At 74.0% G+C, this 26,461-nt stretch carries 21 protein-coding genes; 13 read left to right on the top strand and 8 right to left on the bottom strand.

What is annotated here, in order from left to right:
* Positions 1-164 precede the first annotated feature (164 nt).
* Complete coding sequence (locus RM540_RS03355) at positions 165-881, top strand: energy transducer TonB (RefSeq protein WP_311662107.1); 717 nt, start codon at positions 165-167, stop codon at positions 879-881.
* Between the two features lie 91 nt (positions 882-972).
* On the opposite strand, the gene rpiA is transcribed toward RM540_RS03355, so the two are convergent.
* Complete coding sequence (gene rpiA / locus RM540_RS03350) at positions 973-1,719, bottom strand: ribose-5-phosphate isomerase RpiA (RefSeq protein ID WP_311662106.1); 747 nt, start codon at positions 1,717-1,719, stop codon at positions 973-975.
* A 141-nt stretch (positions 1,720-1,860) separates the two neighbouring features.
* Between rpiA and yidD the strand changes: the two genes are divergently transcribed.
* From yidD to RM540_RS03335, 3 genes are all read left to right on the top strand, one after another.
* The gene (yidD, locus tag RM540_RS03345; RefSeq protein WP_311662105.1) at positions 1,861-2,196 is read left to right on the top strand and encodes a membrane protein insertion efficiency factor YidD; all 336 of its coding nucleotides are present in this window, start codon (positions 1,861-1,863) and stop codon (positions 2,194-2,196) included.
* Positions 2,197-2,236: 40 nt separating this feature from the next.
* On the top strand, positions 2,237-2,803 hold the full coding sequence (locus tag RM540_RS03340; protein ID WP_311662104.1) for a MogA/MoaB family molybdenum cofactor biosynthesis protein: 567 nt from the start codon (positions 2,237-2,239) through the stop codon (positions 2,801-2,803).
* A 61-nt stretch (positions 2,804-2,864) separates the two neighbouring features.
* Complete coding sequence (locus RM540_RS03335; RefSeq protein WP_311662103.1) at positions 2,865-3,230, top strand: nuclear transport factor 2 family protein; 366 nt, start codon at positions 2,865-2,867, stop codon at positions 3,228-3,230.
* 108 nt (positions 3,231-3,338) lie between these two features.
* Here RM540_RS03335 and RM540_RS03330 read toward each other — a convergent pair whose 3' ends face one another.
* Both RM540_RS03330 and RM540_RS03325 read right to left on the bottom strand, forming a co-directional pair.
* On the bottom strand, positions 3,339-4,193 hold the full coding sequence (locus RM540_RS03330) for a hypothetical protein (RefSeq protein ID WP_311662102.1): 855 nt from the start codon (positions 4,191-4,193) through the stop codon (positions 3,339-3,341).
* A 532-nt stretch (positions 4,194-4,725) separates the two neighbouring features.
* Complete coding sequence (locus RM540_RS03325) at positions 4,726-5,166, bottom strand: hypothetical protein (RefSeq protein ID WP_311662100.1); 441 nt, start codon at positions 5,164-5,166, stop codon at positions 4,726-4,728.
* A 123-nt stretch (positions 5,167-5,289) separates the two neighbouring features.
* On the opposite strand from RM540_RS03325, the gene RM540_RS03320 reads away from it, so the two are divergent.
* The 5 genes from RM540_RS03320 (at position 5,290) to RM540_RS16470 (ending at position 10,751) form a co-directional block, all read left to right on the top strand.
* A complete protein-coding gene (locus RM540_RS03320; RefSeq protein WP_311662099.1) occupies positions 5,290-5,628 on the top strand; it encodes an SCP2 sterol-binding domain-containing protein in 339 nt (112 codons plus the stop codon).
* 232 nt (positions 5,629-5,860) lie between these two features.
* Positions 5,861-6,652 (top strand): MBL fold metallo-hydrolase, encoded by a 792-nt coding sequence (locus tag RM540_RS03315; protein ID WP_311662098.1) that lies wholly within the window; start codon positions 5,861-5,863, stop codon positions 6,650-6,652.
* Between the two features lie 159 nt (positions 6,653-6,811).
* Positions 6,812-9,409 (top strand): heavy metal translocating P-type ATPase, encoded by a 2,598-nt coding sequence (locus RM540_RS03310; protein ID WP_311662097.1) that lies wholly within the window; start codon positions 6,812-6,814, stop codon positions 9,407-9,409.
* A gap of 34 nt (positions 9,410-9,443) precedes the next feature.
* Positions 9,444-9,671, top strand: a complete 228-nt coding sequence (locus RM540_RS03305) for a heavy-metal-associated domain-containing protein (RefSeq protein WP_311662096.1) — start codon at positions 9,444-9,446, stop codon at positions 9,669-9,671.
* Between the two features lie 219 nt (positions 9,672-9,890).
* On the top strand, positions 9,891-10,751 hold the full coding sequence (locus RM540_RS16470; protein WP_311662095.1) for a DUF305 domain-containing protein: 861 nt from the start codon (positions 9,891-9,893) through the stop codon (positions 10,749-10,751).
* Positions 10,752-10,864: 113 nt separating this feature from the next.
* Here the strand turns inward: RM540_RS16470 and RM540_RS03295 are convergent, their stop codons facing one another.
* The 4 genes from RM540_RS03295 to RM540_RS03280 form a co-directional block, all read right to left on the bottom strand.
* Positions 10,865-11,278 carry a four-helix bundle copper-binding protein gene (locus RM540_RS03295; protein ID WP_311662094.1) on the bottom strand — a complete coding sequence of 138 codons (414 nt, stop codon included), beginning with the start codon at positions 11,276-11,278 and terminating at the stop codon, positions 10,865-10,867.
* A gap of 496 nt (positions 11,279-11,774) precedes the next feature.
* The gene (locus RM540_RS03290; RefSeq protein WP_311662093.1) at positions 11,775-12,809 is read right to left on the bottom strand and encodes a nuclear transport factor 2 family protein; all 1,035 of its coding nucleotides are present in this window, start codon (positions 12,807-12,809) and stop codon (positions 11,775-11,777) included.
* A gap of 47 nt (positions 12,810-12,856) precedes the next feature.
* Positions 12,857-13,645: a copper resistance protein B gene (locus RM540_RS03285; RefSeq protein ID WP_311662092.1), complete on the bottom strand. Its 789-nt coding sequence runs from the start codon at positions 13,643-13,645 to the stop codon at positions 12,857-12,859.
* Positions 13,646-13,738: 93 nt separating this feature from the next.
* Complete coding sequence (locus RM540_RS03280) at positions 13,739-15,661, bottom strand: copper resistance system multicopper oxidase (RefSeq protein WP_311662091.1); 1,923 nt, start codon at positions 15,659-15,661, stop codon at positions 13,739-13,741.
* Between the two features lie 220 nt (positions 15,662-15,881).
* On the opposite strand from RM540_RS03280, the gene RM540_RS03275 reads away from it, so the two are divergent.
* Positions 15,882-16,610 (top strand): response regulator transcription factor, encoded by a 729-nt coding sequence (locus RM540_RS03275; protein WP_311662090.1) that lies wholly within the window; start codon positions 15,882-15,884, stop codon positions 16,608-16,610.
* A 38-nt stretch (positions 16,611-16,648) separates the two neighbouring features.
* A complete protein-coding gene (locus tag RM540_RS03270) occupies positions 16,649-18,070 on the top strand; it encodes a sensor histidine kinase (protein ID WP_311662089.1) in 1,422 nt (473 codons plus the stop codon).
* Between the two features lie 122 nt (positions 18,071-18,192).
* On the opposite strand, the gene glgX is transcribed toward RM540_RS03270, so the two are convergent.
* Entirely contained in the window at positions 18,193-20,373 is a 2,181-nt protein-coding gene (glgX, locus tag RM540_RS03265; protein WP_311662088.1) for a glycogen debranching protein GlgX, read from the bottom strand.
* Between the two features lie 226 nt (positions 20,374-20,599).
* On the opposite strand from glgX, the gene RM540_RS03260 reads away from it, so the two are divergent.
* Together RM540_RS03260 and treS are read left to right on the top strand one after the other, a co-directional pair.
* On the top strand, positions 20,600-22,705 hold the full coding sequence (locus RM540_RS03260) for a maltotransferase domain-containing protein (protein ID WP_311662087.1): 2,106 nt from the start codon (positions 20,600-20,602) through the stop codon (positions 22,703-22,705).
* 191 nt (positions 22,706-22,896) lie between these two features.
* Positions 22,897-26,229, top strand: a complete 3,333-nt coding sequence (treS, locus tag RM540_RS03255) for a maltose alpha-D-glucosyltransferase (protein WP_311662085.1) — start codon at positions 22,897-22,899, stop codon at positions 26,227-26,229.
* Positions 26,230-26,461: the final 232 nt, after the last annotated feature.

The raw sequence follows: 26,461 nt of genomic DNA, 5'->3' as shown, positions 1-26,461 counted from the left end.
CACTCCGCGTGCCACGGGTAGAGCAACGCCGGCGGGGCGGGCGTGTCTACAGGGTATGCGGGCGCCGCGCCGTCTGATTTGTGGGGCGGCCCGTGCCACCCGCGCCGTCCGTCCCTACTTTACCCGGCGAGGCGCGCGCCCGGCCGCCCCTTCTCCCCTTTGCCATGGCCCTCTACAAAGAACCGTCCGCCGACCTCAAGCGGAAGTACCCGATCTACCTCCAGATCGGGCTCCTGCTCTCGCTCGGCCTCACGATCCTGGCCTTTACCGTCAGCCTCCCCGAGGGCGACGACGTCCAGGTGTACTCCGACCAGACCGAGGTGATCGAGCTCGAGGAGATCCCCCCGACGCAGGAGTACGTCCCGCCGCCGCCGCCGCCGCCCGCCCCGCCCCCGCCGCAGGAGGTGCCCGACGAGGTCGAGGTCGAGGACGACGTGATCGAGGAGATCGACCTCGACCTCAACGAGGCCCCGCCGCCGCCGCCGAGGACGCCGCCGCCGCCGCCGAAGGCCGCCCCGCCGCCCCCGCCGACCGCCGCCCCGCCGCCGCCGCCGCCGCCGGAGCCCGAGCCCACGGAGCCGGAGATCTTCGAGGTCGCCGAGGTGCAGCCGGAGCTGATCGGCGGTCTCGCCGACCTCCAGAGCCGGGTCGAGTACCCCGAGTTCGCCCGCCGGGCCGGCGTCGAGGGCCAGGTCGTCGTCCAGTTCGTGGTCGACGAGCGCGGCAACGTCGTCGACCCCGTCGTGCTCCGCTCGCCGAACGACCTGCTCGCCGAGGCGGCGCTGAAGGCCGTCCGCGACAGCAAGTTCAAGCCGGGTCAGCAGCGCGGCCGCCCCGTCAAGGTCCGGTTCGCCGTGCCGGTGACGTTCCGCCTCCGCTAGGCGCACACGCCCCGCAGGTTTCTCGCCGCCCCGCCCGTACCACACGGGCGGGGCGGTCTGCGTTGGTGGCTCGCCCGAGCGGGGCGGCCCGTCAGCGCCCTCGCTGGTGCACCCGGTGACGGACGCCGCCCTCCGCCTCGCCCACGAGCACGTCGGTCGCCATGCCGACGAAGAGGCCGTGGCCGAGGACGCCGGGGACGGAGCCGATGGCGGCGCCGAGCGCGGCCGGGTCGTCGATGCCGGGGAACCGGGCGTCGACGATCCACAGGCCTTGGTCGGTCACGACGGGGCCGTCCTTCCGCTCGCCCATCCGCAGCGCGGGCTCGGCGCCCAGCCCACGCAGCGCGCGCAGGACGGCCGGCTCGGCGAACGGGAGCACCTCGACGGGGACCGGTGCCGTCGTTCCCAACCGCTCGACCTCCTTGGACGGGTCCACGAGGACCACGAACCGGGCGGCGAGCGCGGCCACCACTTTCTCGCGGACGTGCGCGCCGCCCCGCCCCTTGATGAGGGCGGCGGCCGGGCTCACCTCGTCGGCCCCGTCGAGGGCGAGGTCGAGCCCGGCCTGGGCCGTTGGAAGCGTATCGAGATCGAGGTCGGCGAGGGCGAGGAGCGGGACGCCGTGGGCACGTGCCAGCCGCTCGGCGTCGTAGGACGTGGGCACGCCGGCCACGTCCAGCCCCTCGTCGCGGACGCGGCGGCCGATGGCCTCAATCGCAAACGCGGTCGTGGAGCCGGTCCCCAGCCCCAGCCGCATCCCGTCCTCGACGAGGGCGGCGGCGGCGAGGCCGGCGGCGCGCTTGGCGGCGGCGGGGTCGGGCGGGGCGGCGTCGGACACGGGCGGACTCGAAAGGGCGGGAGTGGGGCGGCAAAGCTACTCGCGCGGAGCCTCGGCCCGAGCGGGGCTCGGCCACCCCGCCCGCGCGAACTGAGCCGGGCGGGACGGGCACCGACCGCCCCGCCCCGGCGTTTAGCCGCCATGCCCCACCCCGCCCCGCCCGCTCCACACACGCCGCTCGCTCGGGCGGGGCGGGCGCTGTGGCGTCTCCCGCGGCTCGTGCTCGTCGGGCTCGTCCGCGTCTACCAGATGGGCATCTCGCCGTGGCTGGGGCCGTCGTGCCGGTACACGCCGACGTGCTCGGAGTACGCCGTGCAGGCGCTCCGCCGGTACGGGGCCGCCCGCGGCCTGGTCCTGGCCGTCTGGCGGATCGGGCGGTGCCACCCGTGGGGCGGCCACGGCTACGACCCGCCGCGGTGGTTCGGCGAGGCGCCCGCGGACGGCGCCGAGGGCGGGGCGGGGCGGAACGGCGCGTGAGGGTCCGGGGTGAGAGCGGACCCGCCCACCGCGTCCGCCCGTGTCCGCTGCCGATCACAGAGAGCTCTCCCGCGAGACGCCCGTCTCGTGCGCCGTCATCACCGTGTCCGACACGCGGAACGAGGACAACGACGCGAGCGGAGAGGCGATCAAGGCGCGGCTCCGCGACGCCGGGCACCCGGTCGAGTTCTACCGGATCGTCCCCGACGACGGGGAGGCCATCCGCCAGGTGCTCCTGCACCTCGCCGGCCAGGTCGAAGTCGTCGTGACGACGGGCGGGACGGGCGTCTCGCGCCGCGACACGACGGTCGAGGTGGCCGAGCGGCTGATCCAGAAGGCGCTCCCCGGGTTCGGAGAGCTGTTCCGCGCGCTCTCGTTCGAGACCGTCGGCGCGGCCGCTATGCTTTCGCGGGCGACAGCCGGTGTCTACGGGCACGCGGACGGTCCAGCCGAGACGCTCCTCTTCTGCTGTCCCGGCTCGACGGACGCTTGCGCGCTCGCGCTCGACCGCCTCATCCTCCCCGACCTCGCCCACGTCGTGTGGGTGGTGGTCCGGCAGGCGGCTACCCCGCCCCCGGACCACCACCTGTCCTCTCCCCTCCCCTAGCGCGGGCGGGGCGGTGTCTGATGCTGCCCCACCCGCTCTCACCTCACCTCCACCCCGCCCCATGTCCCCCTCCGACCTTTCTGCCCGCCACGCCGACCTCGTCCAGAAGGGCGACGCCGACGCCCTCGCTGAGCTCTACGCCGAGTCCGGCCAGCTGATCTGGCTCGACGGCGTCGCCGACGGCCGCGACGCCGTCCGCGACCGCTACCGCCAGTTTTTCGACTACCACGGCACGATCTCCTCGGCCGAGCGGACGCACCAGCAGACGGCCGACGACGCCGCGTTCGACTTTCTCAAGATCGAGAGCGAGCGCGGGACGTTCACGATCGTCAACGCCTTCGTCTTCGACGGCGACCACGTCGCCCGCCACTTTTCGAACGAGACCGACGTCGAGCTGGATCGCGACGAGGTCGAGCGAGACGCCTAGCCGAGGGCGGGGCGGCCAGCCCCACCACGCTCTCGAACGCACGCCGCCCCGCCCGAGCAGATCGGGCGGGGCGGCTCTGTATCGGGGCGATTTCCGAGGGCGGGGCGGTTAGCTGCGCCCGGCCGGCTCCTGCTGCCCGCGGTTCGCGGCGTTGTCGTCGGGGTTGCGAGCGGCGAGGGCCTCGTCGAGCTTGTCGGTCGCCGGAAGCTCGTCGCGGGACGTTTCGCCGTACCAGCACGCGAGCGCGAGGGCGATCGCCACGTCGGCGTGGTCGCCCAGGTCGGGGGCCGGGCCGTTCGTGGACGCCGCCACGCGGCCCACGCGGCGCTCGGCGTCGACGGCCGCGGCGCTCGCGTCGTCCATCGTGATCGGCGTGCGGATGACCTCGGTCGAGACGTCGGCCTCGCCCCCCGACTGCTCGATGACGGCGGGCTTGGGGCCGTCGCCCTCGACCTCGGTTCCGGCCAGCGTCTCGGACTCGTCGTCGTCGGTGAGGTCGCCGTCGGGGTCGCGGTCGGAGTCGGGCGCGGCGGCGTCGAGGTCGGCGCTCGTGTAGAGCGCGTCGACGGCGTCGCTCGCGGCGTCGAAGCGGCCGGGGACGTCGACGGCGTCGGTCCGGTAGAGCCACTCGAACGTGTCGACGAGGACCTGGAGCGGGACGTCGAGGGCGTCGGCGTCGGCCGAGCCGCCGTCGAGCAGGTTCACGGCGACGCCGCTCGGGCCGCGCTCGTGGAGGGCGTCGACGGCCCGCTGCCCGCCGGTGAGCACGAACGTGGTCTGCGCCGCGTACTGAGGCTCCGACGCAACGACGTCGAGGACCGTCTGCGTGGGGTCGTCGCCGGAGAGCCGGCGGAGGTCGCGGACGGCGTACGTGGGGGCGTCGTCGCCGGGGAGCTGCTCGACGAGGGCGAACGCGCGCGGCGTGGCGTCGGGGGCGTGGACGGCGCAGAAAAAGCGGGCCATGAGGGCGGGGAAAGGGTTCGGGAGAGAAGGCGGAGTAGACGGCCGGCCGGCGGGGGCCGTTCCAGAGCGGCGAGCGGCGAGCGGCGAGCGGAAGGTGACCGCCCCGCCCGCAACGCGCGGGGCGGGGCGGCCGCCACGCGCAGCCTGACCGCCCCGCCCCTCTGAAACGGCGTCGCGCGCGGTGGGCGGGGTGGTGGACTTCGGGGGGTGCCGTCTGGGACCGCCCCGCCCTCCCCGGACACCACGCGTGGTGTCCGCATTCGGGGCAGGACACCCACCCCGCCCGCAACGCGTGGGCGGGGCGGCGTCGGGCTGAACCGCCCCGCCCGCCCGACAACCACCCCTAACCCCTCCTGACCAGAGGGGAACTGCCGCCGCCTTTCGTGGGCCTCGGCGACTTCCATGACCGCCCCGCCCAGATGTAAGCAGGCGGAGCGGAACAAAACCGACGCCACCCCGCCCGCGCGCGCCTTTCCCCTTTCCCCTTTCCCCTTTCCCCTTTCCCCTTTCCCCTTTCCCCTTTCCCCTTTCCTCAGTTCATCCGCGCGCGCGACTGGCGGAGGGCGTCGGGCGGGGCGGGGTCGCCGGCGACGCGGTAGCCGGCGAGCGCGCCGCCCTCCACGAAAACGACGAGCCCCTCGGCCTGCGGGTCGTAGGCCTCGAGCTGGCGGGCCTCCCAGCCGTCGAAGTCCTCGCTAGAGGTGCCGGGGATGGCGTGGATCTGCGTCGTGTACCACAGCCGCTCGGGCTCGAACGGGCGCGGGCGGAACCGGCGCGGGGCCGCGTCGCGCCACAGGACGACGGCGCCGGCGCCGTGGCGGCGGTAGCCCTCGAAGGCGGCGGCCGAGAGCTCGGCCCAGTGGTCGGCCAGGAACTCGCGGTGGGCCGCCGCGCGGCGGGCGGCCCCGGCGCGGCCGGTGATGGCGACGAGCCCGCGGGGCGTCGAGAGCGTGGTCGTGTGGTCGTCGGGCACGGGCCGGGGCGGGCGTCGGGGGCGAGCCTCAGCCACGCGCCCCCGCCAGGGCAGTTCCGCGGCCCGGGACGGCCGGGGTGCGCCCTATCTTGCGCCCTCCCCACACGCCACCCCGCCCGTCCTATGGCCCGCTACAGCTCGTTCGACGACGTCCTCGCCTCGTACCCCGACCGGTTCAACGGCGACAAGGCCCAGACCATGGACGACCGCGTCCACATGCACCTGACGGGCGACGAGCCCCGCGACGTCACGCTCTACGTCCACCACGGCGAGCTCGACGTGATCGACGGCGAGGTCCCCGAGGACCCCACGCTGAAGCTGACGGCGAAGGCCGAGGACTGGGTGGCCATCGAGAACGGCGACCTCAACCCGATGATGGCCATGATGCAGGGGAAGGTGAAGATGAAGGGGTCGGTCCCCTTTGCGACCAAGTTTATGGGCCTCTTCGGCTACGGCGGCTGACGCGCGCCCACGACGACGACGCGCTCCGGGCGGGGCGGAGCCCCCGGCGGTTCCGCCCCGCCCCCGCGTTCGGCCCGCGCTCGCCACGCGGCGGGGCGGGGTGAGGTTCAGACACGATGTTCGTCCGGCCCGCGGAAGGAAGGGCGGGGTGGCGAGTTGGCCTCCGAGCCCGCCCCGCCCTCTGCGTCGGACGCGCCCGAGTCACTCCTGAACCCCATCCCCCGCCCCGCCCATGACCTACGGCGACCTTGAGATCGACGCGCTCCCCGAGGGCCGATTCACCGTTGGCCTCGACAAGCGGTTCGTGCCGTACGCCGAGGGCGACCCGCCCCGCCCGGGCACCCTGTTCGTCTCTGTCACGCCGTTCCTGGTGAGGGCGCCCGACGAGACGCTGCTCGTCGACACGGGGCTCGGGTCGTGGGCCGAGGGGCGCGGCACCGAGGTGCTCCTCGACAGCCTCGTCCGGCGCGGCGTGGCGCCCGAGGACGTCGACCGCGTCGTCCTCTCGCACCTCCACTTCGACCACACGGGCGGGGCGGTGACCGAGGCCGGCGCCGAGGGATGGCGGCCCACGTTCCCCGCCGCCGACTACGTCGTCCAGCACGCCGAGGCGACCGCCGAGGGCTACGCCGGCGAGTCGGCCCGGGCGCGCGACCTCGTCCTCGACACGCTCGACCGGGCGGGCCAGCTCGTCTACGCCGAGGGCGACGCCGACCTCGGCCGCGTCGGGCTCGAGGTGACGGGCGGCCACACGGGCGCGCACCAGCTCGTCCGCCTCCACGCCGGCGACATGCAGGCCGTGTTCGGCGGCGACGTGCTGGGCACGCCGGGCCAGGTGGGGCGCCGGTTCCAGGCCAAGTACGACGTCGACGGCGCGGCCTCGCAGGCGTGGCGCGACCGGCTCGCGGCCGAGGCCGCCGAGGCCGGCCACCTCCTCCTGTTCTACCACTCGCCCGAGGCCCCGGCCGCGTTCGTCTCCGACGGTCCCAAGGGCCAGCGCGTCGTCGAGCCCGTCGATCTCTAGCCTGCCCGGCAGACCGGGGCGGGGCGGGCTCAGCGGGCGGGGCCAGCTTAAAAGGCGCTCAGGTAGGGGAGGATGCACCGTCCGTTCACGGCCAACGGCGGCGGCGGCGCGTTCAGACAGACCCACCGCCGGCCGCCCCGCTCGGGGACGCCCCGCCCGATGTCCACCCCGCCCCCCGCCCGCCCCCGCCCATCCGCCCACGGCGCGACCGTCGCCGCCCCGCCCTCGGGCGACGGCGCCGCCGGGCCGACGCCCGACGTGGCCAGGCTGTCCCAGGCGACGCTGGGCGTCGAGGGCATGACGTGCGCCGCGTGCTCGGGCCGCGTCGAGAAGGCGCTCGCAAAGGTGCCCGGCGTCGAGGAGGCGACCGTCAACCTGGCGACGGAGCGGGCGACGGTCTACTTCGACGCCGCCGAGACGACGCCCCTCGCGCTCGCCGAGGCCGTCCAGCGCGCGGGCTACGACGTGCGAACCGAGGAGGTCTCGTTCGGCGTGGGCGGCATGACGTGCGCGGCCTGCGTGGGCCGTGTTGAGAAGGCGCTCGCCGGCGCCGACGGCGTGGTCGAGGCGTCGGTCAACCTGGCGACCGAGCGGGCGCGCGTCCGCTACGCCGCCGGGACCGATGTCGACGCGCTCTACGAGGCGGTCCGCAACACGGGCTACGACGTGATCGAGGCGGCCGAGGGCGGGGCGGCGGGCGCCGAGGACGAGGCCCGCGCCCGCGCCCGGCACACGCTCCGGCGCCGGCTGGGGTGGGCCGCCGGGCTCACGCTCCCGCTGTTCCTGCTCGAGATGGTCCCCATGGTCATCCCCGGTGGGATGGACTTTGTCGACGGGCTCGTGCCGATGCAGACGCGGTGGCTCATCGCCTTCGTCCTGGCCTCGGCCGTCCAGTTTGGGCCGGGCTGGCGGTTCTACCGGGCGGGGTGGGCGGCGGCGCGGCACGGCTCGCCCGACATGAACACGCTCGTCGCACTCGGCACGTCGGCCGCCTACGGGTACTCGGTCGTGGCCACGTTCCTGCCGGGCGTGCTGCCGGCCGGCGCCGTCCACGTCTACTACGAGGCGTCGGCGACGATCATCACGCTCATCTTGCTCGGCAAGTGGTTCGAGGCGCGGGCCAAGGGCCAGACGTCGGACGCCGTCCGCGCGCTGCTGGGGCTCCGCGCCGAGACGGCCCGCGTCGTCCGCGACGGCGCCGAGACCGAGGTGCCGATCGGCGAGGTCGCCGTCGGCGACGTCGTCCGCGTCCGGCCCGGTGAGAAGGTGCCGGTCGACGGCGTGGTCGCCGAGGGCACGAGCTACGTCGACGAGTCGATGGTGACGGGCGAGCCGGTGCCCGTCGAAAAAACCGAGGGCGGGGCGGTCGTCGGCGGGACGGTCAACCAGGCCGGCGCGCTCCTCGTCGAGACGACGCACGTCGGGGCCGACACGGTGCTCGCCCAGATCGTCCAGCTCGTGGAAGAGGCGCAGGCCAGCCGCCCCGCCATCCAAGCGCTCGCCGACCGCGTGGTCGCCGTGTTCGTGCCGGTCGTGCTCGTCGTCGCCGCGCTCGTGTTCGGCGTGTGGCTGGCCGTCGGGCCGGAGCCGTCGCTGACGTACGCGCTGGTCGCGGCGGTGAGCGTGCTCATCATCGCGTGCCCGTGCGCGATGGGCCTCGCCACGCCGGTCTCCGTCATGGTGGGGACCGGCAAGGCGGCCGAGCTGGGCGTCTTGTTCCGCAAGGGCGAGGCGCTCCAGACGCTGTCCGAGGCCGACGTCGTGGCCCTCGACAAGACGGGCACGCTGACCGAAGGCCGCCCGACGCTCACCGACGTCGTCCTCGCCCCGGACGCCGACCTGGACGAAGACGCCCTGCTCCGCCTCGTGGCCGCCGTCGAGGTGCCGAGCGAGCACCCCGTCGCCGCCGCGATCGTCCGCGCCGCCGACCGAAAAAGTCTCGCCACCCCGCCCGCGTCCAACTTCGAGGCCGTCCCCGGCTTCGGCGTGAGCGGGACGGTCGAGGGCCGCCGCGTCGACGTCGGCGCCGACCGCTACATGGAGCGCCTCGGCTACGACGCCGCCGCGCTCGCGGGCGGGGCGGGGCGGCTGGCCGCCGAGGGCAAGACGCCGCTCTACGCCGCCGTCGACGGCCGCGTCGTCGCCGCGCTCGCGGTCGCCGATCCGGTGAAAGAGACGACGCCGGCCGCCATCGACGCGCTCCACCGCGCCGGCCTCCGCGTCGCCATGGTCACGGGCGACAACCGGGCGACCGCCGAGGCTGTCGCCGCCCGCCTCGGGATCGACGAGGTGCTCGCCGAGGTCCTGCCCGCCGACAAGGCGCAGGCCGTGACTGACCTCCAGGCCGAGGCCGGGCGGGGCGGCCGCCCCGCCCGCGTCGCCTTCGTCGGCGACGGGATCAACGACGCGCCCGCGCTCGCCCAGGCCGACGTCGGCGTCGCCATCGGGACCGGCACGGACGTCGCCATCGAGGCGGCCGACGTGGTCTTGATGCGCGGCGACCTGAGCGCGCTCGTCGAGGCCCGGGCGCTCTCCGCGGCCACGCTGAAGAACGTGAAGCAGAACCTGTTCTGGGCCTTCGCCTACAACGTCGTCCTCATCCCGGTCGCCGCCGGGGCGCTCTACCCCGCCCTCGGCGTCCTGCTCTCGCCCGTCTTCGGCGCCGCCGCGATGGGCCTCTCGTCGGTCTTCGTGCTGACGAACGCGCTCCGCCTCCGCCGCTTCGCCCCGCCCGCCGTGGGCGGGGCGGCGGCCTGACTACCCCGCCCTTTTTTCCTCTTCCCTACCCGTCATGAGCACGCCGACCGAAACCACCCTCCGCTTTGGCATCGAAGGCATGACCTGCGGCGGCTGCGTCGCTTCGGCAACCAAGGCCCTGGACCGCACGCCCGGCGTCGAGGTCGAGCAGCTCACGCTCGACGGCCCCGCCGTCGTCCGCCTCTCGGGCGGGGCGGACCGCGAGGCTGTCTGGCAAGCCGTCGAGGACGCCGGGTTCCAGCCCGTCTTCGAGGCTGCCTGAGCCACCTGCCCGGCTTGCGAACCTGAATGGGCGCCGGGCCGGCGTCTCCACCCCGCCCCACAGCCAGAGACGCGGGGGCGGGGCGGTCCCTCGGCTCGCCGCGGCGGGCCCTACACGGCGGGCCTTAAAAGCCGCTCAGGTGCTCCCGCTTCCCGATCCCGCAGGGGCGACAGGAGTAGGACCCCGATCCACCTCTGCACCCGCTCCCTCGACGCTAGCATGTCCTACAAACGCTTCTTCGGCATGATCGCCACCTCCACGGTGATCATGTTCGGCCTCATGTACGCCACCATCTACACGCTCGACGACGCGTGGTGGAGCCAGACGCGGTTTTGGATGGCCGTGTTTATGGGTTCGATGATGGCCATCGTGATGCTGTCGTGGATGCTCGACATGTACGACAACAAGAAGGCAAACGTCGCCATCTTTATAGGCTCGGCGGTCTTGTTCGCGGCGGGCCTCTTTTTCGCCCGCAGCCAGACGACGGTCGACGACGTGTCGTGGATGAAGGCGATGATCCCGCACCACTCCATCGCCATCCTGACGAGCGAGCGGGCCAACATCTCCGACCCCCGCGTGCGCCGTCTCGCCGACGAGATCATCCTGGCACAGCGGCGCGAGATCGCCGAGATGGAGGCGCTCATCGGCGACCTCGAAGGCTCAGACCTCGACGCCGAACCCGTCCCGCCGTCGGTCCCCCCGGTGACGGGCGGCTCGAGCGCGCGGACCGGCCCCGTGCCCGGCGCCCCCGCCCTCTTCGCCGACGACGCCCTGTTCGTCGGCGACGTCCTCATCGTGGACTCCGTGAAGGTGGCCTCCGACAGCTGGGTCGTGGTGCACCCCGAGGCCGCCGGGGGCGGGGCGGACATCTCGCGCGTCGTCGGCCGCTCGTTCGTCCAACACGGGACGACCGAGCGCGTCCCGGTCGACCTCGACGCCGCCCCGCCCGGCCCGCTCTACGTCATGCTCCACGACGACTCCGGCGAGATCGGCCGGTTCGAGTTCCAGGGCGCTGGGTCGCCGGACCAGCCGGTTGTGCGCGGGGGGAACCCGGTTGCGGTCGAGATCCTCGTCCGGTAGCCCCAGGTCGGGGAGAGCGTGGTGTTCCAGGCCCTCCCCGTTCCGCCGCAACGGGTCAGACGGCGGTCCGCCTCCACCGTATAGCCACCTTGTCGACGGACCCGGCGAGCGGGCTACGCCGCTGCGCCCTGGGGCATCGCCTGGAGGAGCGACCGGCAGGCGTCGGAGCACTCGCGGCAGCACTCCATGCACACGCGGCAGTGGTCGTGCACGTCGGCGTGCTTTTCGCACTCGTCGGCGCAGGCGTCGCACGCGATCCGGCACGCCTCGAGCTGAGCGCGGAGAAGCTGCACGTTGGGCTGGGTCTGGCGCGAGAGCGCGCGGCCGGTCGTGGCGCAGATGTCGGCGCAGTCGAGGTTGGTGCGGATGCAGTACCGGAGGTCCATGTCGCCGTCCTCGTTGAGGCAGGCGTCGGCGCACGACGTGCAGCACTGCTCACAGGCAAAGGCCGAGTTGACGAGCGCGACGATCTGGTCGAGGTTCTGGGACGGATTGGGGTGCTTGGAGAGGATGTCCTGGGTGCGCATGGAAGCGTAGGGGTGGGTTGGAAAGGCTTCCGTCTCACAAGCGCCCGGGCCGATGGTTCGGCGGGGAGCCCTTAAAACCCACTCAGGTTCGAGCGGGCAGCGGGCAGCGACGATGGCCGCCCCGCCCACGCCATGGGCGGGGCGGTGTCGTGTAGGCGGCGTCGCATGGAACGCCGGCGGGCCGCAGCGTCCGGGCGGGGCGGCGGCGGGCCACCGAGTTGGCGGAGGCCGACGCGCGCCGCCCTGCCCCCGAGGCCGCCCCGCCCCTAGCGCGCCTTACGGTCGGTAACGCCGCGACTCCTCCCGCCCCGCCCGAACGCCGACAGGACGATCATTGCGAAAGCCGTCGAGAGGCGCGAGCGGCCCACGCCGGGCCTCTGGCGCGGCCAGACCCAACGGTCACGGCGGCGCCGGAGGGGAGGGCGGGGAGGTCCGTAGACGAGAGGGGCCGGACCCGGCCGCCGTGCGGGACGGCGGGGTCCCACCCAGGAGGAGCCTAACGTGCCGAGGACCAGTGGACGGCCGAGATCCGCCAGCCCTCGGGCGTCTGCTTCATCACGAGGAGCTCGGCTATCCGGGCGTCGCCGACCTGCTGCGCCGAGGCGACCCACGCCGACTCGGTGGCGACGGTCGTCCGGCGGAACAGGGGCTCGGGCGGGGCGCCGGCGAGGAGGGCCGCGTCGCGGGCAAAGCGGCCGCCGAGGTACTCGTTCCGGGCCTCGGCCTGACCGCCCCCGAGGACCACGGCGTCGGGGAGCAGGAGGACCCTGACCGCCTCGCGGTCCCCGGCCGCGAGCGCGGCGTGGAAGCGGTCGGCAGTCGCGGAGGCGTCGAACGCTTCCGGCCCGACGGTCGGCGTGGCGGGGCGCTCGTCGTCGTTGCGGAGGGCGCCGGCGTTCCGCCGCTGCATGGCGACGCCCGCGGCGTGGTCCGCGCCCGCGTGGCCCGTGCCCGGCATCTGGTCGTGATTCATGCCCTCCATCGAGCCGTGGTCCATCCCGTCGTGGTCCATCGAACCCTGGTCCGCCCCGCCCATGCCCGGCATCCCGCCCGGCATGTCCTCCATCATCCGGCGCAGCTCGGGGTCGGCCATCGCGCGCATGTGGACGGCGGGGCTGGCGAGGAGGCGCCGGTGCGAGGCCTCCATCTGGGCCATGAACGCGGCGTGCTCGTCGGGCGACAGCGCCGCCATCCGCTCGCGCATCCGGTCCATCGCGGCGGCGCGGGCGTCGGCGTTCATCGGCGTCGTGTGGTCCATGCCTCCGTGGTCCGTCGCCGACATCGCCCCGGCCATGAGCGCCCGCATCTCGGGATCGGCCTGCATGGCAGCGTGAATCTCGGGGTCAGCCATCATGCGCATGTGGAGCGCCATGAGCGCGTCGTGATCCATCGAGCCGTGATCCATCCCCTGCATCTGGGAATGGTCCATCTGGCTGTGGTCCATTTGCGAGTGGTCCATGTCGCCGTGCTGCTGGGCGAGGGCGGCGGGCGCGGCGAGAAGGGCGGCGCCTAGGAAGAGCGTGCGGGTCATCGGCAGGGGAGTCGAGTGGGAAACGTGGTCGGTTGGGGGGGCGCTCGCTACCGCCAGAGGCGGAGGCCGAACACGACAAAGGCCTCCGACGTGGGCTCGCCCTCGGCCCGGGCGATGTCGTGGGCCTCGCCAAAGCGGTTCAGCCAGCTCACGCCGACGTAGGGGGCCACCTCGCGCTGGATCTCGTAGCGGAGCCGGAGCCCGACCTCGATGTCGTTCAGGCCGGTCCCGACGCCCCAGTCCTCGACGCGCTGGACGGCCAGGTTCACCTCGGCCTCGGGCTGGAGCACGAGTCGCTGGGTCAGGAGGAGGTCGTACGAGCCTTCGAGGCGGGCGGACACGTCGCCCTTGTACGAGACGAAGAGCGCGGGTTCGACCTCGAAAAAGTAGGGCGCCAGCCCCTCCAGGCCGACGGCGAGCTGGGGGCGAGCGCGCACGTCGCCGTCGCCGAACTCGGTGTCGAGGCGGAGCCCGGCCTGGGCCTCGAAGTACTCCGTGACGAGCCGGCTGTAGAGGACCTGCGCCTCCACCCCGCCCTCGCCCTCGGCGACCAGCCCCTCGCCCTCGGCCTTGAGGTAGACCTTGTTGTAGTCGGTCCCGATCCGGTAGAACCCCTCGACGCGGGCCGGGACGCCCGCGCCGGCCGGCGCCACCTCGAACAGGTCGAGGAGCGCGAGGCTGTACAGCTTCTGGTCGGCCGCGGCGACGGCGCCGGGCCGGAAGTCGGGGTACTCGGGGAACGGCGGCGCGTTGGCTTCGCCGTCCCCCTCGGGGGTCTGGGCCGCCGCGAGCGGGGCGGCGGCGAGGAGGGCGGCGAGGGCGAGGCGTCGGGGCATGGAGCGTCGGGTCTCCCGCCCCGCCCTCGGGGGGCGGCCGGGCGGGGCGGGCGGGGCGGCTAGTGGCCCGGGCGGGGTGGTCGGGCGGGGCGGCTAGCCCTGAGGCGTGTACGAGGCGGCGAGCGCCTCGGGCGGCACCTCGCCGGGCCGCTGGACCATGGCCACCCTGAACATGCCGAGGTCCATGTGATAGAGGATGTGGCAGTGGAAGGCCCACGGCCCGAGCGCGTCCACGTCGATGAGGAGCGAGAGCCGCTCGGCCGGCTTCACGACGACGGTGTGGACGCGCGGGATCACGTCGCCGTGGCCGTTCTCGAGCTCCATCCACATGCCGTGGAGGTGCATCGGGTGGTTCATCATGGTGTCGTTCACCATCGTCAGGCGCAGGCGCTCGCCGTAGACCATCGGGATGAGCGGCTCCTCGGCGTACGTCTTCCCGTTGATCCCCCACATGTAGCGCTCCATGTTGCCCGTCAGGTGGAGCTCGACCTCGCGGTCGGGCGCCCGGCGCGGCTCGGGGTAGAGCGCCCTCAAGTCGGTGTAGACGAGCACGCGGCGGCCGTCGTCGCCCAGCCCGACGCCGGGCTCGTGGAGCCGGCTCCGCGTCTGGTCCGGGGCCATCGCGTTCGCGCCGCCGTGGTCGTCCGGGCCGTGCGGCGTGACCTCGGGGAGCGTGCCCGGCGGGCGGAGCCCGGTGCGGTCGACGCCGGGCTCGGCCACGTCGCCCGCGGCCACCGCGCCCGCCGCCGCCCCGCCCATCGCCGCCCCACCCATCGCCATCGCGCCGTGGCCGGCGGCGCCGTGGTCCATGCCCGCGTGCGCCGCCCCGCCCGCCCCGCCCGCGGCGGCGCCCTCGTGGCCCATCGCGCCGTGGTCCATGCCGCCCATCGACCCGTGGTCCATCCCCATGTCCATCATCGTGAGCGAGGGCCGCTCGCGCCGCTCGGGGACCGGCGCCGTCATGCCCGGGCGGGGCGCGAGCGTGCCGCGGGCGTAGCCCGAGCGGTCCATGGACTCGGCGAACACGGTGTAGGCCCGGTCGCCCGGCGTGACGACGACGTCGTACGTCTCGGCGATCCCCATGCGGAACTCCTCGACCGTGACCGGCTGCACGTGCTGGCCGCTCACCTGGACGACGGTGAGGTCGAGGCCCGGGATGCGGACGTCGTAGAACGTGCCCGCGCTCGCGTTGATAAAGCGGAGGCGGACCCGCTCGCCGGGCCGGAACTGGCCCGACCACCCCGGGTCGGGGGCCTGCCCGTTCATGAGGAACGTGTACGTCGCCCCGGTGATGTCGGCGATGTCGGTCGGGTCCATCCGCATCCGGTCCCAGTCCAGCCGGGCGCCCGGGTCCATGCCCTCCCCGGCCACGAGGCCGGCGACGGTCTGGCGCTGGAAGTTGTAGTAGTTCGCCCGCTTCTTGAGCGTGGCGAGCACGTCGTGGGGGTCCTCGAACGTCCAGTCCGACAGGACCACGATCAGCTCGCGGTCGAAGGCGTAGGGCTCCGGCCCGGCCGGGTCGATGACGAGCGGGGCGTAGTGCCCCTGCTGCTCCTGGAACGCCGAGTGGCTGTGACACCAGTACGTCCCGAACTGGCGGATCGGGAAGCGGTACTCGAACGTCGAGCGGGCCTCGATGCCGGGGAAGTTCACCTTCGGCACGCCGTCCATGGCGTTCGGGAGGATGAGCCCGTGCCAGTGGACCGACGTCTGCTCGTCGAGCCGGTTGTGGACGCGGATCACGGCCTCGTCGCCCTCGGTGAACCGCAGCAGCGGGCCGGGCACGCTCCCGTTCATGGTCACCGCCGAGCCGGTCCGCCCGTTGAACGTGACCGGCGTCCGGTCGATCGTCAGGTCGTACTCGACCAGCCCGCCCGCGCGCCGCGTGGGCGCGAGGCCGGCGGCGCGGGCCGGACCCGCCGCGAGCGCCGGGCGCGCCCAGGCCGGCGTGAGGGCGCTCAGGCCGGCGAGCGCGCCGACGGCGGAGGCGTTGCGGAGGAAGAGGCGGCGGTCCATGCGGGCGGGGCGGGTGCGGTCCTTCCAACGGGCGCGGCACGACGGCGTGCGGCGAAAGGCCTTAAAAGGCGCTAAGGTGGACGTCCAAGACTCGGTGAAGGCGCCCACCGTGTCCTGCGGGCGGGGCGGGGCGGCCGACCGCCCGGGGACGCCGGCGGAACGGTGGTAAGGTGCCCGACCGCCCCGCCCCCAGTTCACGCCGCCCCAGACCACCCCGCCCATGTGGATCCTGCTCATCGAAGACGAGGCCCGCCTGGCGGGCGCCGTCCAGCGCGGGCTGGAGGAGGAGGGCTACCGCGTGGACCTCGCCGCCGACGCCGAGGCCGGCGAGCGGCTCGCGCTCGCCAACGCCTACGACGCCTTCGTCGTCGACTGGCGGCTGCCCCGCGGCGACGGCAAGACGCTCGTCGAGCGCGTCCGGGCCGCGGGCAAGGACCAGCCGGTCCTCATGCTGACGGCGCTCGCCGACGTCGAGCACCGGGTGGCCGGCCTCGACGCCGGCGCCGACGACTACCTCCCCAAGCCGTTCGCTTTCGAGGAGCTCGTGGCCCGGCTCCGCGCGCTGCTCCGCCGCCCGCCGCTCTCGGACGTCGAGCGGACCGTCTCGGTCGGCCCGCTCACGCTCGACGCCGAGCGCCGCCGCGCGACGATGGACGGACCGGGCGGCGAGGCCGTCCTCACGCTCCGCCCCAAGGAGTACGCCCTGCTCGAGGTGCTCCTGCGCAGCGCCGGCGACGCGCTCTCGCGGACGGTCCTCGCCGAACGCGTCTGGGGCGACGCGCTCTACGTGACCGACAACGCCCTCGACGTGACCGTCAGCGGGCTCCGCCAGCGCCTCGCCGACGCCGAGGGCGCCTCGCGCGCCTCGCACCCGCCGCGCGTCGAGACGATCCGCGGCGTGGGCTACCGGCTCGCGCCCGCCGAGGGCGGGGCGGAGCCGGCGCCCTAGCTCCGCCCCAGAACCGCCCCCAAGCGCCGCCCCGCCCCGTGACCCGACTCTCCGCGCTCCCGATCTCGGCCCGGCTCGCGCTGTGGTACGCGCTGACGCTGTTCCTGCTGCTCAGCGCGTTCGCCGTGTTCTGCTACGTCGGGTTCCACGCCGCCGCGCACCGCTCGTTCGACCGCCACCTCGACCACGAGCTGGAGGCCGTCACCCCGCTCCTGCGCGTCGGGGCCGACGGCGTGGACGCGAGCGCCTTGGGCGGGGCGGCGCCCGTCGCCACGCGGCTGGAGGGGCCGAACGCCACGTTCGTCCGCGTGCTGACGCCGGGCGGGGCGGTCGCGCAGGCGTCGGCGAACGTGGCCGCGATGCCGCCCCTGGGCGTCGAGCTTCCCTCGGCGGGCGGGCCGCTCCGGCTCAGCCGCGAGTGGGCGGGCGAGCCGGTCCGCTCGCTCGTAGCGCCGCTCCGGGCGCCGGACGGGGCGGTCGTGGGCTACGCCGAGGTCTCGGGCGTCGAGTGGAGCCGGCACCGCGAGCTCCGCGACCTGGGGCGGACGCTGGCGCTGGGCGTCGCTCTCAGCGTGCTGTTCGCGCTCGGGGCGGGGTGGTGGCTCGCGCGCCGGGCGCTCCGGCCCGTCGCCGTGCTCACCGACGCGGCCGGGCGGCTCGCGGCCGACGGCGCGCGGCTGGGCGGCCGGCTCCCGTCCGACTTCGAGACGCGCGACGAGCTGACGGCGCTGGCCCAGACGTTCAACGGGCTCCTCGCGCGGCTGGAGGCGTCGGTCGAGCGCGAGCGGCGGTTCACGTCGAACGCGGCCCACGAGCTGCTCACGCCGCTGGCCACGCTGCGGAGCGAGGCCGAGGTCGCGCTCCGCCGCGACCGCGAGCCCGAGGCGTACCGCGAGACGCTGGGCCGCGTGGTCGAGGACGTGGCCGAGATGACGGGGACGGTCCGCGGGCTCCTCCAACTCGCACGCGCCGAGTCGCTGCCGCAGCCGCCGGGCGATCGCCTCGACCTGGGCGAACTCGTGGCGCGGCGGGCGGGGCGGGCGCGCGACGAGGCCGAGGCGAAGGGCGTCGCGCTGTCGGTCGACGCGGCCGCCGGCGTCCGCGTGCGCGCCGAGGCCGCCCCGCTCGCCGACGTCGTCGACAACCTGGTGGGGAACGCGGTCAAGTACACGCCGCCGGGCGGGCGCGTCGCGGTCCGCCTGAGCCACGCGGGCGGCGCGGCGCGGCTGGAGGTCGAGGACACCGGGGCCGGGTTCGACGGCCCAACGTGCGAGCGGCTGTTCGACCGCTTTTTCCGGGCCGACGCGCCCGAGGTCCAGGCCGAACCGGGCAGCGGGCTCGGGCTCGCCATCGTCAAGGCCATCGTCGAGGGCTACGGCGGCACGGTCGGGTGCGCGAGCGACGGCCCGGGGCGGGGCGCGACGTTCTGGGCCGTGCTCCCGTGCCTCGGCGGCGAGTAACGGCCCGCCCGCGACCGCTCCGCCCAGAACGCCACCGCCCCGCCCGAAGGTGCGGGCGGGGCGGCCTCGACGGGTGGACCCGAGGGACGGAGCGGTCCGCCCTCATGGACGGACCCACCGGCCTACGCCTCCACCGCCCGGAGCACCGCGAGCGCGTTCGGCCCGACGGTCGCCACCCCGCCCGGCGCGAAGCGGCCGCCCTCGGGCGGGGCGGCCAGGGCCTCGTCGAACGGGGCCGCGGCGACCCACGCGGCCGGGTCGCCGGCCTCGGCCGTGGGGAGCGTGACGTCGACCGCCGCGCCCCCGCGGTTGAACACGACGAGGAGCGTGTCGTCGTGGCGGGGCCGGCCGCGGGCGTCGACCTCGTCGATCCGGTCGCCGCGGAGGAGGAGGCCGAACCCGTGGAGGTCCTCGTCGCCCCAGTCGTCGCCCGTCATCTCGTGGCCGGCGGGGTGCCACCAGAAGGCGCCCTTGACGCCCTCGGCGTCGGGCTCGCTCGTCAGGAACTCGCGGCGGCGGAAGAGCGGGTGGGCCTCGCGGAAGGCGAGCGCCTCGCGGACGAAGTCGAGGAACTCCGTCTCGCGCGCGTCCAGGTCCCAGTCGTAGTAGTTGACGTCGTTGTCCTGGGCGTAGGCGTTGTTGTTGCCGCCCTGCGTCTTCGAGAGCTCGTCGCCGCCGAGAAGCATGGGCACGCCCTGCGACAGGATGAGCGTCCCGGCGATCGCCCGCTTGAGGCGCTCGCGGCGGGCGAGCACGTCGGGGTCCTCGGTCGGCCCCTCGACGCCGGAGTTGGTCGAGTGGTTGGGCTCGTGGCCGTCGCGGTTGTCCTCGCCGTTGGCCTCATTGTGCTTGCGCTCGTAGCTCACGAGGTCTTCCAGCGTGAACCCGTCGTGGGCCGTCACGAAGTTGATCGACGCAAACGGCCGCCGGCCCGACCGCTCGTAGAGGTCGGAGGAGCCCGTGAACCGCGTCGCGAGCTCGCCGCGGTGGCCCGAGTCGCCGGCCCAGAACTGGCGCGCCACGTCGCGGTAGCGCCCGTTCCACTCGGTCCACTGCCACGGGAAGCTGCCCACCTGGTACCCCCCCGGGCCGACGTCCCACGGCTCGGCGATCAGCTTGACCTGGTTGAGAACCGGGTCCTGCTGGATGATCTGGAAAAACGACGCGAGCATGTTCACGTCGTAGAGCTCGCGGGCCAGCACGCTCGCGAGGTCGAACCGGAAACCGTCGACGTGCATCTCGGTCGTCCAGTACCGGAGGCTGTCCATGACCTGCTGGAGCACGTGCGGGTTGCCGGCGTCGAGCGTGTTGCCGGTCCCCGTGTAGTCCATGTAGTAGCGGGTGTCGTCGGGGCTCGTCTTGTAGTAGGCGAGGTTGTCGATGCCGCGCCACGACAGCGTCGGCCCCTTCTCGCTCCCCTCGCACGTGTGGTTGTAGACCACGTCGATGACCACTTCGAGGCCGGCCTCGTGGAGCGCGCGGACCATCATCTTAAAGTCGCGGGCAGCCACGACGGGGCCGCTCGCAGCGTACTCGGGCTCGGGCGCGAAAAAGCTCAGCGTGTTGTAGCCCCAGTAGTTGGCCAGCCCGCGCTCGACGAGGTGCCGGTCCTGGAGCTTCGCGTGGACCGGGAGCAGCTGGACCGTCGTGACGCCGAGCGCCTTGAGGTGCTCGACGACGGGTTCGGACGAGACGCCGAGGTAGGTCCCCCGGAGCGCCTCGGGCACGTCGGGGTGCGACATGGTGAGCCCCTTCACGTGCGTCTCGTAGATGACCGTGTCCTCCCACGGCACCTTCGGCGGGCGGTCGGCGCCCCACTCGAACCCGCTCTCGATGACGGCCCCGAGCGGGGCGAACGGGGCGCTGTCGGCGTGGGAAAAGGAGAGGTCGTCCTCGCCGATCACGTAGCCGAACAGCGAGTCGTCCCACCGGAGCGGGCGGCCGATGGCGCGGGCGTAGGGGTCGAGGAGGACCTTGTTCGGGTTGAAGCGGTGGCCCCGCTCGGGGTCGTACGGCCCGTGCACGCGGTACCCGTAGAGCTGGCCCGGGCGGAGGCCCGGCACGAACCCGTGCCACACCGGCCCCGTCCGCTCGCGGAGCCACAGCGACGCCGCCGGCGCCGGGTCGTCGGCGCTCTCGAACAGGACGAGCTCGACGGCCTCGGCGTGGGCGCTGTAGAGCGCGAAGTTGACGCCGACGCCGTCCCACGTGGCCCCGAGCGGGTACGGCCGTCCGGGGACCGTGCGGAGGTGGCCATCGACGGACGTGGCGGGCGCGAGCGCTCGGGACGGGGCAGTCTGCATACGGGCGGGGTGTGGGGGGCGGGGCGGCTCCACCCCGCCCCGACTCGGAGGCACCCCGAGGGCAGAGCGGGGGGCTCCGGCCCTCTCCACCCCGCCCGGAGCGTCCGGGTTCGCCGCCCCGCCCGCTTTTCGCCGGCTCTCGACGCAGACGGCCGCCTCGGGCGGACCCTTGCGGGCCGGCGCCGATAAGAACAAGGCGCCCCTCCCCCACCCGCCCCTCTCGCCGATGCCGCCCGCTGCCGACCCCGCCCCGCCCGCCCAAGCCGGCGCGACGGCCGAGCCCTCGCTCGCGTGGAGCCCGCCGAGCCCCGAGCCCGAGGCGTGGACGCGCGTGGCGCTCGAAACGCTGTCGCCCCGCGTCGACGGCGGCCGGTTCCCCGTAGCCCGGGCGCAGGGCGAGCGCGTCGAGGTCGTGGCCGGCGTGGTCGTGGACGGACACGAAAAGGTGGCGGCGGTCCTGGAGTGGGCCTACGACGGGCACGCGGACGCCGCAGGCGGGGCGGTGCAAACGGCGCCCATGCGGCTCCGCTACAACGACGAGTACGTGGCCGACTTCGCCTGCACCGAGCTCGGCGCCTACCGCTACCGCGTCCGCGCGTGGCTGGACACGTTCGGGACCTGGCAGGACCAGTTCCGCCGCCGCGTCGAGGGCGGGGCGGGGCGGGCGGAGCTGGAGTCCGAGCTGCTGGACGGGGCGGCGCTGCTCGACGCCCGGAACGAGGGCGGGGCGCTGGACGGCGTCATCAAGCGGTTCAAGGGCGGAGAGGTCGAGGCGGCGCTGGAGCCCGAGGTCCTGCGGCTCGCCGCCGAGCACGACCCGGCCGTCGGCGCGGTCGAGAGCGACTGGCTGGGCGTCCGCGTGGACCCCGAGTGGGCGCGGTTCGCGGCGTGGTACGAGTTCTTCCCGCGCTCGGCGGCCGACCCCGGGCCGGACGGCGAGCCCGTCCACGGGACGCTGGACGACGCAGCCGAGCGCCTGCCGCTGATCGCGGAGCGCGGGTTCGACGTGGTCTACCTCCCCCCCATCTCGCCCATCGGCGAGACGTTCCGCAAGGGGAAGGACAACGCGCCCACGGCCGAGCCCGGCGAGGTCGGCAGCCCGTGGGCCGTGGGCGGGGCGGACGGCGGCCACAAAAGCGTGCTCGCCGAACTGGGCGGCCTCGACGCGTTCCGCCGGTTCGTAAAGAAGGCGGAGGCGCTGGACCTGAAGGTCGCGCTCGACATCGCCTTCCAGACCTCGCCCGACCACCCCTACGTGACCGAGCACCCGGAGTGGTTCCGTCACCGGCCCGACGGGACGATCCGCTACGCCGAGAACCCGCCCAAAAAGTACCAGGACATCTACCCCATCGACTTCGAGTCCGATGACTGGCGCGCGCTCTGGGCCGAGCTCCGGTCCGTGTTCGAGTTCTGGATCGGCGAGGGCGTCCGCGTCTTCCGCGTGGACAACCCGCACACGAAGCCGCTCGCGTTCTGGGAGTGGTGCCTGGGCACGCTCCGCCACGAGCACCCGGACCTCGTGTTCTTGGCCGAGGCGTTCACGAAGCCGAAGACGATGTATGGGCTCGCCAAGCGCGGCTTCAACAACTCCTACACCTACTTCACGTGGCGGACGACGAAGGAGGAGCTCGTCGAGTACGGTCGCGAGCTGTTCCAGACGGACGTCGCCGAGGTCTACCGCCCGAACGTCTGGCCCAACACGCCGGACATCTTGACGGACGAGTTGCGCGACGGCGGCCGCCCCGCCCACACCGCGCGGCTGGTGTTGGCCGCCACGTTCTCGTCGGCCTACGGCGTCTACGGCCCGCCCTTCGAGCACGTCGACGGTCGCCAGCACCCGGACCGCGAGGAGTACCTCGACAGCGAGAAGTACGAGGTGCGGACGTGGGACTGGAACGATGCGTCGAGCCTCCAGCCGCTCATGAAGCGGATCAACCGGATCCGCCGCGAGAACCCGGCGCTCCAGCACATGCGGAACGTCCGGTTCCACGAGACCGACAACGCGCACCTGCTGGCGTTCTCGAAGCAGGCGCCGTTCCAGGTCGAGGACCGCGGAGACGCGCCCGCACCCGACGCGGGCGGGGCGGGCGACGGCGCCACCCCGCCCCCGGACAACCTCATCCTGACGGTCGTCAACCTGGACTACCGCGACGCGCAGGCGGGGTGGGTGACGCTCGACCTGGAGGCGCTGGGGCTGCCGGCCGACCGGCCGTTCCGCGTCCGTGATCTTCTCGGGGGGCAGTCGTTTACGTGGCAGGGCGCGGCGAACTTCGTCGAGCTCCGCCCGCACGAACAGCCCGCCCACATTTTCCGCGTGGAGACGCTGGAGTAGGGCGGGGCGGGGCGGCCAGCCGCCGACCGCCGTTCTTTCCGGCGACCGCCCCGCCCTTTCCCTCCGCCCCACCCAGACAGCCAGACGGCGTTGCGTACAGCGCCGCTACGCCGCCCCGCCCGAACGAGCGGGGGCGGGGTGGCCGACCGCCCTCCGCCCCGCTGACCGACCGACTCACCGACCCACTGCCCGTGCCCTCCGACTTCCTCACCGACCCCTCCTGGTACCGCGACGCCGTCATCTACGAGCTCCACGTCCGGTCCTTTTTCGACTCGAACGACGACGGCTACGGCGACTTCGCGGGGCTGAGGGAGAAGCTCCCGTACCTCGAACGGCTGGGCGTCAACACGCTCTGGCTGCTGCCCTTTTTGCAGAGCCCGCTCCGCGACGACGGCTACGACACGGCCGACTACTTCACGGTTCTCCCGGTGCACGGGGATCTCGACGACTTTAAGGCGTTCCTGGACGACGCACACGGGCGGGGCATGCGCGTCGTGACGGAGCTGGTGCTGAACCACACGTCCGATCAGCACCCGTGGTTCCAGGAGGCGCGGGACCCGAACAGCGACAAGCATGACTGGTACGTCTGGAGCGACACGACGGACAAGTACAGCGAGGCGCGGATCATCTTCACCGACACCGAGGTCTCGAACTGGACCTGGGACGCGAAGGCGGGCAAGTATTTTTGGCACCGCTTTTTCTCGCACCAGCCGGACCTCAACTACGACAACCCGGCGGTCCGCGAGGAGATGAAGGAGGTCATGGCCTTCTGGTTCGACCTCGGGGTCGACGGGCTCCGGCTCGACGCCGTGCCGTACCTGTTCGAGCGCGAGGGGACGAGCTGCGAGAACCTGCCCGAGACCATCGACTACATCGTCGAGCTGCGGCAGGCCATCGAGGAGCGGTTCGGGCCGGGCAAGGTCCTGCTCGCCGAGGCCAACCAGTGGCCCGAGGACACGCTCCCCTACTTCGCGGGCGGGCGGGGCGTGCAGATGTCGTTCAACTTCCCCATCATGCCGCGAATGTACATGGCGCTCCGCCGCGAGAGCCGCCGGCCGCTCGTCGAGATGCTCGAGCTCACGGCCGACATCCCCGAGGGCGCGCAGTGGGCCACGTTCCTCCGCAACCACGACGAGCTCACGCTCGAGATGGTGACGGACGAGGAGCGCGACTACATGAACCACGAGTACGCGGCCGACGCCCGGTTCCGCATCAACGTCGGCATCCGGCGGCGGCTCGCCCCGCTCCTGGGCGGCGACCGCCGGCAGATCGAACTGCTCAACGCGCTGCTCCTGTCGCTCCCCGGCAGCCCCGTCCTCTACTACGGCGACGAGATCGGGATGGGCGACGACCCGTTCCTGGGCGACCGCAACGGGGTCCGCACGCCGATGCAGTGGAGCCCGGACAAGAACGGCGGCTTTAGCCGGGCGCCGCACCACCGGCTCTTTATGCCGGCCATCGACCGCGGGCCGTACTCCTACGAGTTCGTGAACGCCGAGGACGCCGAGGCCGACCCGCACTCGCTCCTCCACGTGATGCGGCGGCTCCTGGCCGTGCGCAGCCAGCACGGCAAGACGTTCGGGCGGGGTGGGTTCCGCGTGCTCGACGTCGAGAACCAGGCGGTGCTCGCGTTCGAGCGCGAGTGGGAGGGCGAGCGCGTCCTGGTCGTCGCCAACCTGTCGCGGTTCGCGCAGTCGGCGATGCTGCCGCCCGACGCGGACTGGGCGGGGCTGGAGCCCGTCGAGCTGTTTAGCCGGTCGCGCTTCCCGGTCGTCGGCGACCAGCCGTACCACCTCCCGCTCGGGCCGTACGGCTTCTTCTGGTTCGCCCTCACACCGGCCGAGACCACCCCGCCCGCGACCGAGCGCGAGAACCGCCAGGTCGGCGCAGCCAGCGGGGCGGCGCCCGACGACCTCCCCACGCTCCGCGTGGCCGAGGGCGTCGAGAACCTGCTCGTGCGGACGATGTCGGACAAGCGGGCCGTCGAGGTGCTGGAAGGCCGGCTCGCCGACTTTCTCCAGGGCCAGCGGTGGTTCGGGTCGAAGGGCGAGCGGACGGGCGCCGCGCGCGTCGAGGACGCCGTGCGCATGGCCCGCGCGTCGGGCGGGGCGGGCCACGACGTGACCTACCTCGCGCTCGTCCAGATCGCCGTCGGCGGCGAGGGCGGGGCGCACCGCGAGCGCTACCTGCTCCCGCTGTCGACGGTCTCGGGCGACGCGGCCCAGCGCGTGCTCGACGAGCGGCCCCGGGCGGCCGTCGCCTGGGTCGAGGGGCCGAAGGGCCGCGCCCTCCTCTACGACGCGACCGTCGGGCCGGACTTCTGGCGCGACCTGGTCACGTGGCTCGGGCGGGGCGGCAAGGGCCGCTCGCTCCTGGGCCTCTACGCCGGCGAAGTGGCCGACGAGCTGAAGAACGCCAAGGCCGTCGAGGCCACGCCGCTGACGGGCGAGCAGTCCAACTCGGCCGCGATCGTGACGACCGACCGCGGCGACGCGCTGTTCGTCAAGCTGTACCGGCGGCTGGAGTCGGGGACGAACCCCGAGGTCGAGCTGCTCACAGAGCTCAGCCGAACCGGCGTCCGGTTCGTGCCGCGCGTGCTCGGCACGGCGACGTACCAGGGCGCGGGGGCGCAGCCGGCGGCGATGGCGATCGTCCAGGAGGCCGTTGCGCCGGCCGAGGACGGGTTCGCCTACGCCGTCGACAAGGCCGGGCAGACGCTCGGCCGCCTCGCCGGGACCGCCCCGCCCCCAGCCGACGACGCCGGCGCGTGGGCGGCGTGGTTCGACGATACGGCGCCGGAGCTCTTGGAGGCGGCCCGGACGCTGGGCGTCCGCACGGCCGAGCTCCACGAGGCGCTCGCAAGCGGCGAGGGCGCCGACGTCGCGCCCCGCCCCGCCCAGGCCGAGGACGCCCAGCGGTTCGTGGACCGCACGCGGACGGAACTGGCGCAGACGCGCGAGTTGCTCGACGCTTCAGACGCCGACCTCGACCGCCCCGCCCCCGACGATTGGAACCGCGCCGCCGGGCGCCTGGGCGGGGCGGGCGACCCGGCGCGGCGTGGCGAGCAGATCCGCGTCCACGGCGACTACCACCTGGGCCAGACGCTGCGCGCGGCCGACGAGTTCTACGTCCTCGACTTCGAGGGCGAGCCGGCCCGGCTCCTCGCCGAGCGCCGCCGCCGCGACGACGCACTCCGCGACGTGGCCGGCATGCTCCGCTCGTTCGGCTACGCCGTGCAGACGGCGCTCCGCCGCCGCGACGACGACGCGGACACGGCCGCCGAGGTCACCGTCTGGGCCGACGCGCTCACGCAGGCCGCCGAACGCACCTTCCTCGACGCCTACGACCACGCCGCCGGCGACGCCGCCTTCCGCCCGCCGGCGGCAGCGCGGGCCGACCTGCTGTGGGCGTACCTCGTCCAGAAGGCGGCCTACGAGGTCCGCTACGAGCTCAACAACCGCCCCGACTGGGCGCCCGTCCCGCTCGCCGGTTTCCGCCGGCTGCTCGCGGACCCGGGCGCTTAGCCGCCCCGCCCCGCCCGCCGGATCCGCCCGAGCGGGGCGGGGTGGCCCCGCTCTTTTCCTCTGCCGCCGCGCCCGTCCGCCGGTCGCCCCTACGGTGCCGCGCCTGGGCGGGGTGGCAGCACCCCTCGCCCACCCCGCCCGTACGGACACCATGCATGGTGTCCCTACCCGATGGCCGCCGAGGGCGGGGCGGTTGCCAGGACCATCGCCCCGCCCGCTGGACTGGCCCACT

This window comes from Rubrivirga litoralis, from assembly GCF_031846415.1.
Lineage (GTDB): Bacteria > Bacteroidota > Rhodothermia > Rhodothermales > Rubricoccaceae > Rubrivirga > Rubrivirga litoralis.
This window is presented reverse-complemented; position numbering and strand designations above follow the sequence as displayed.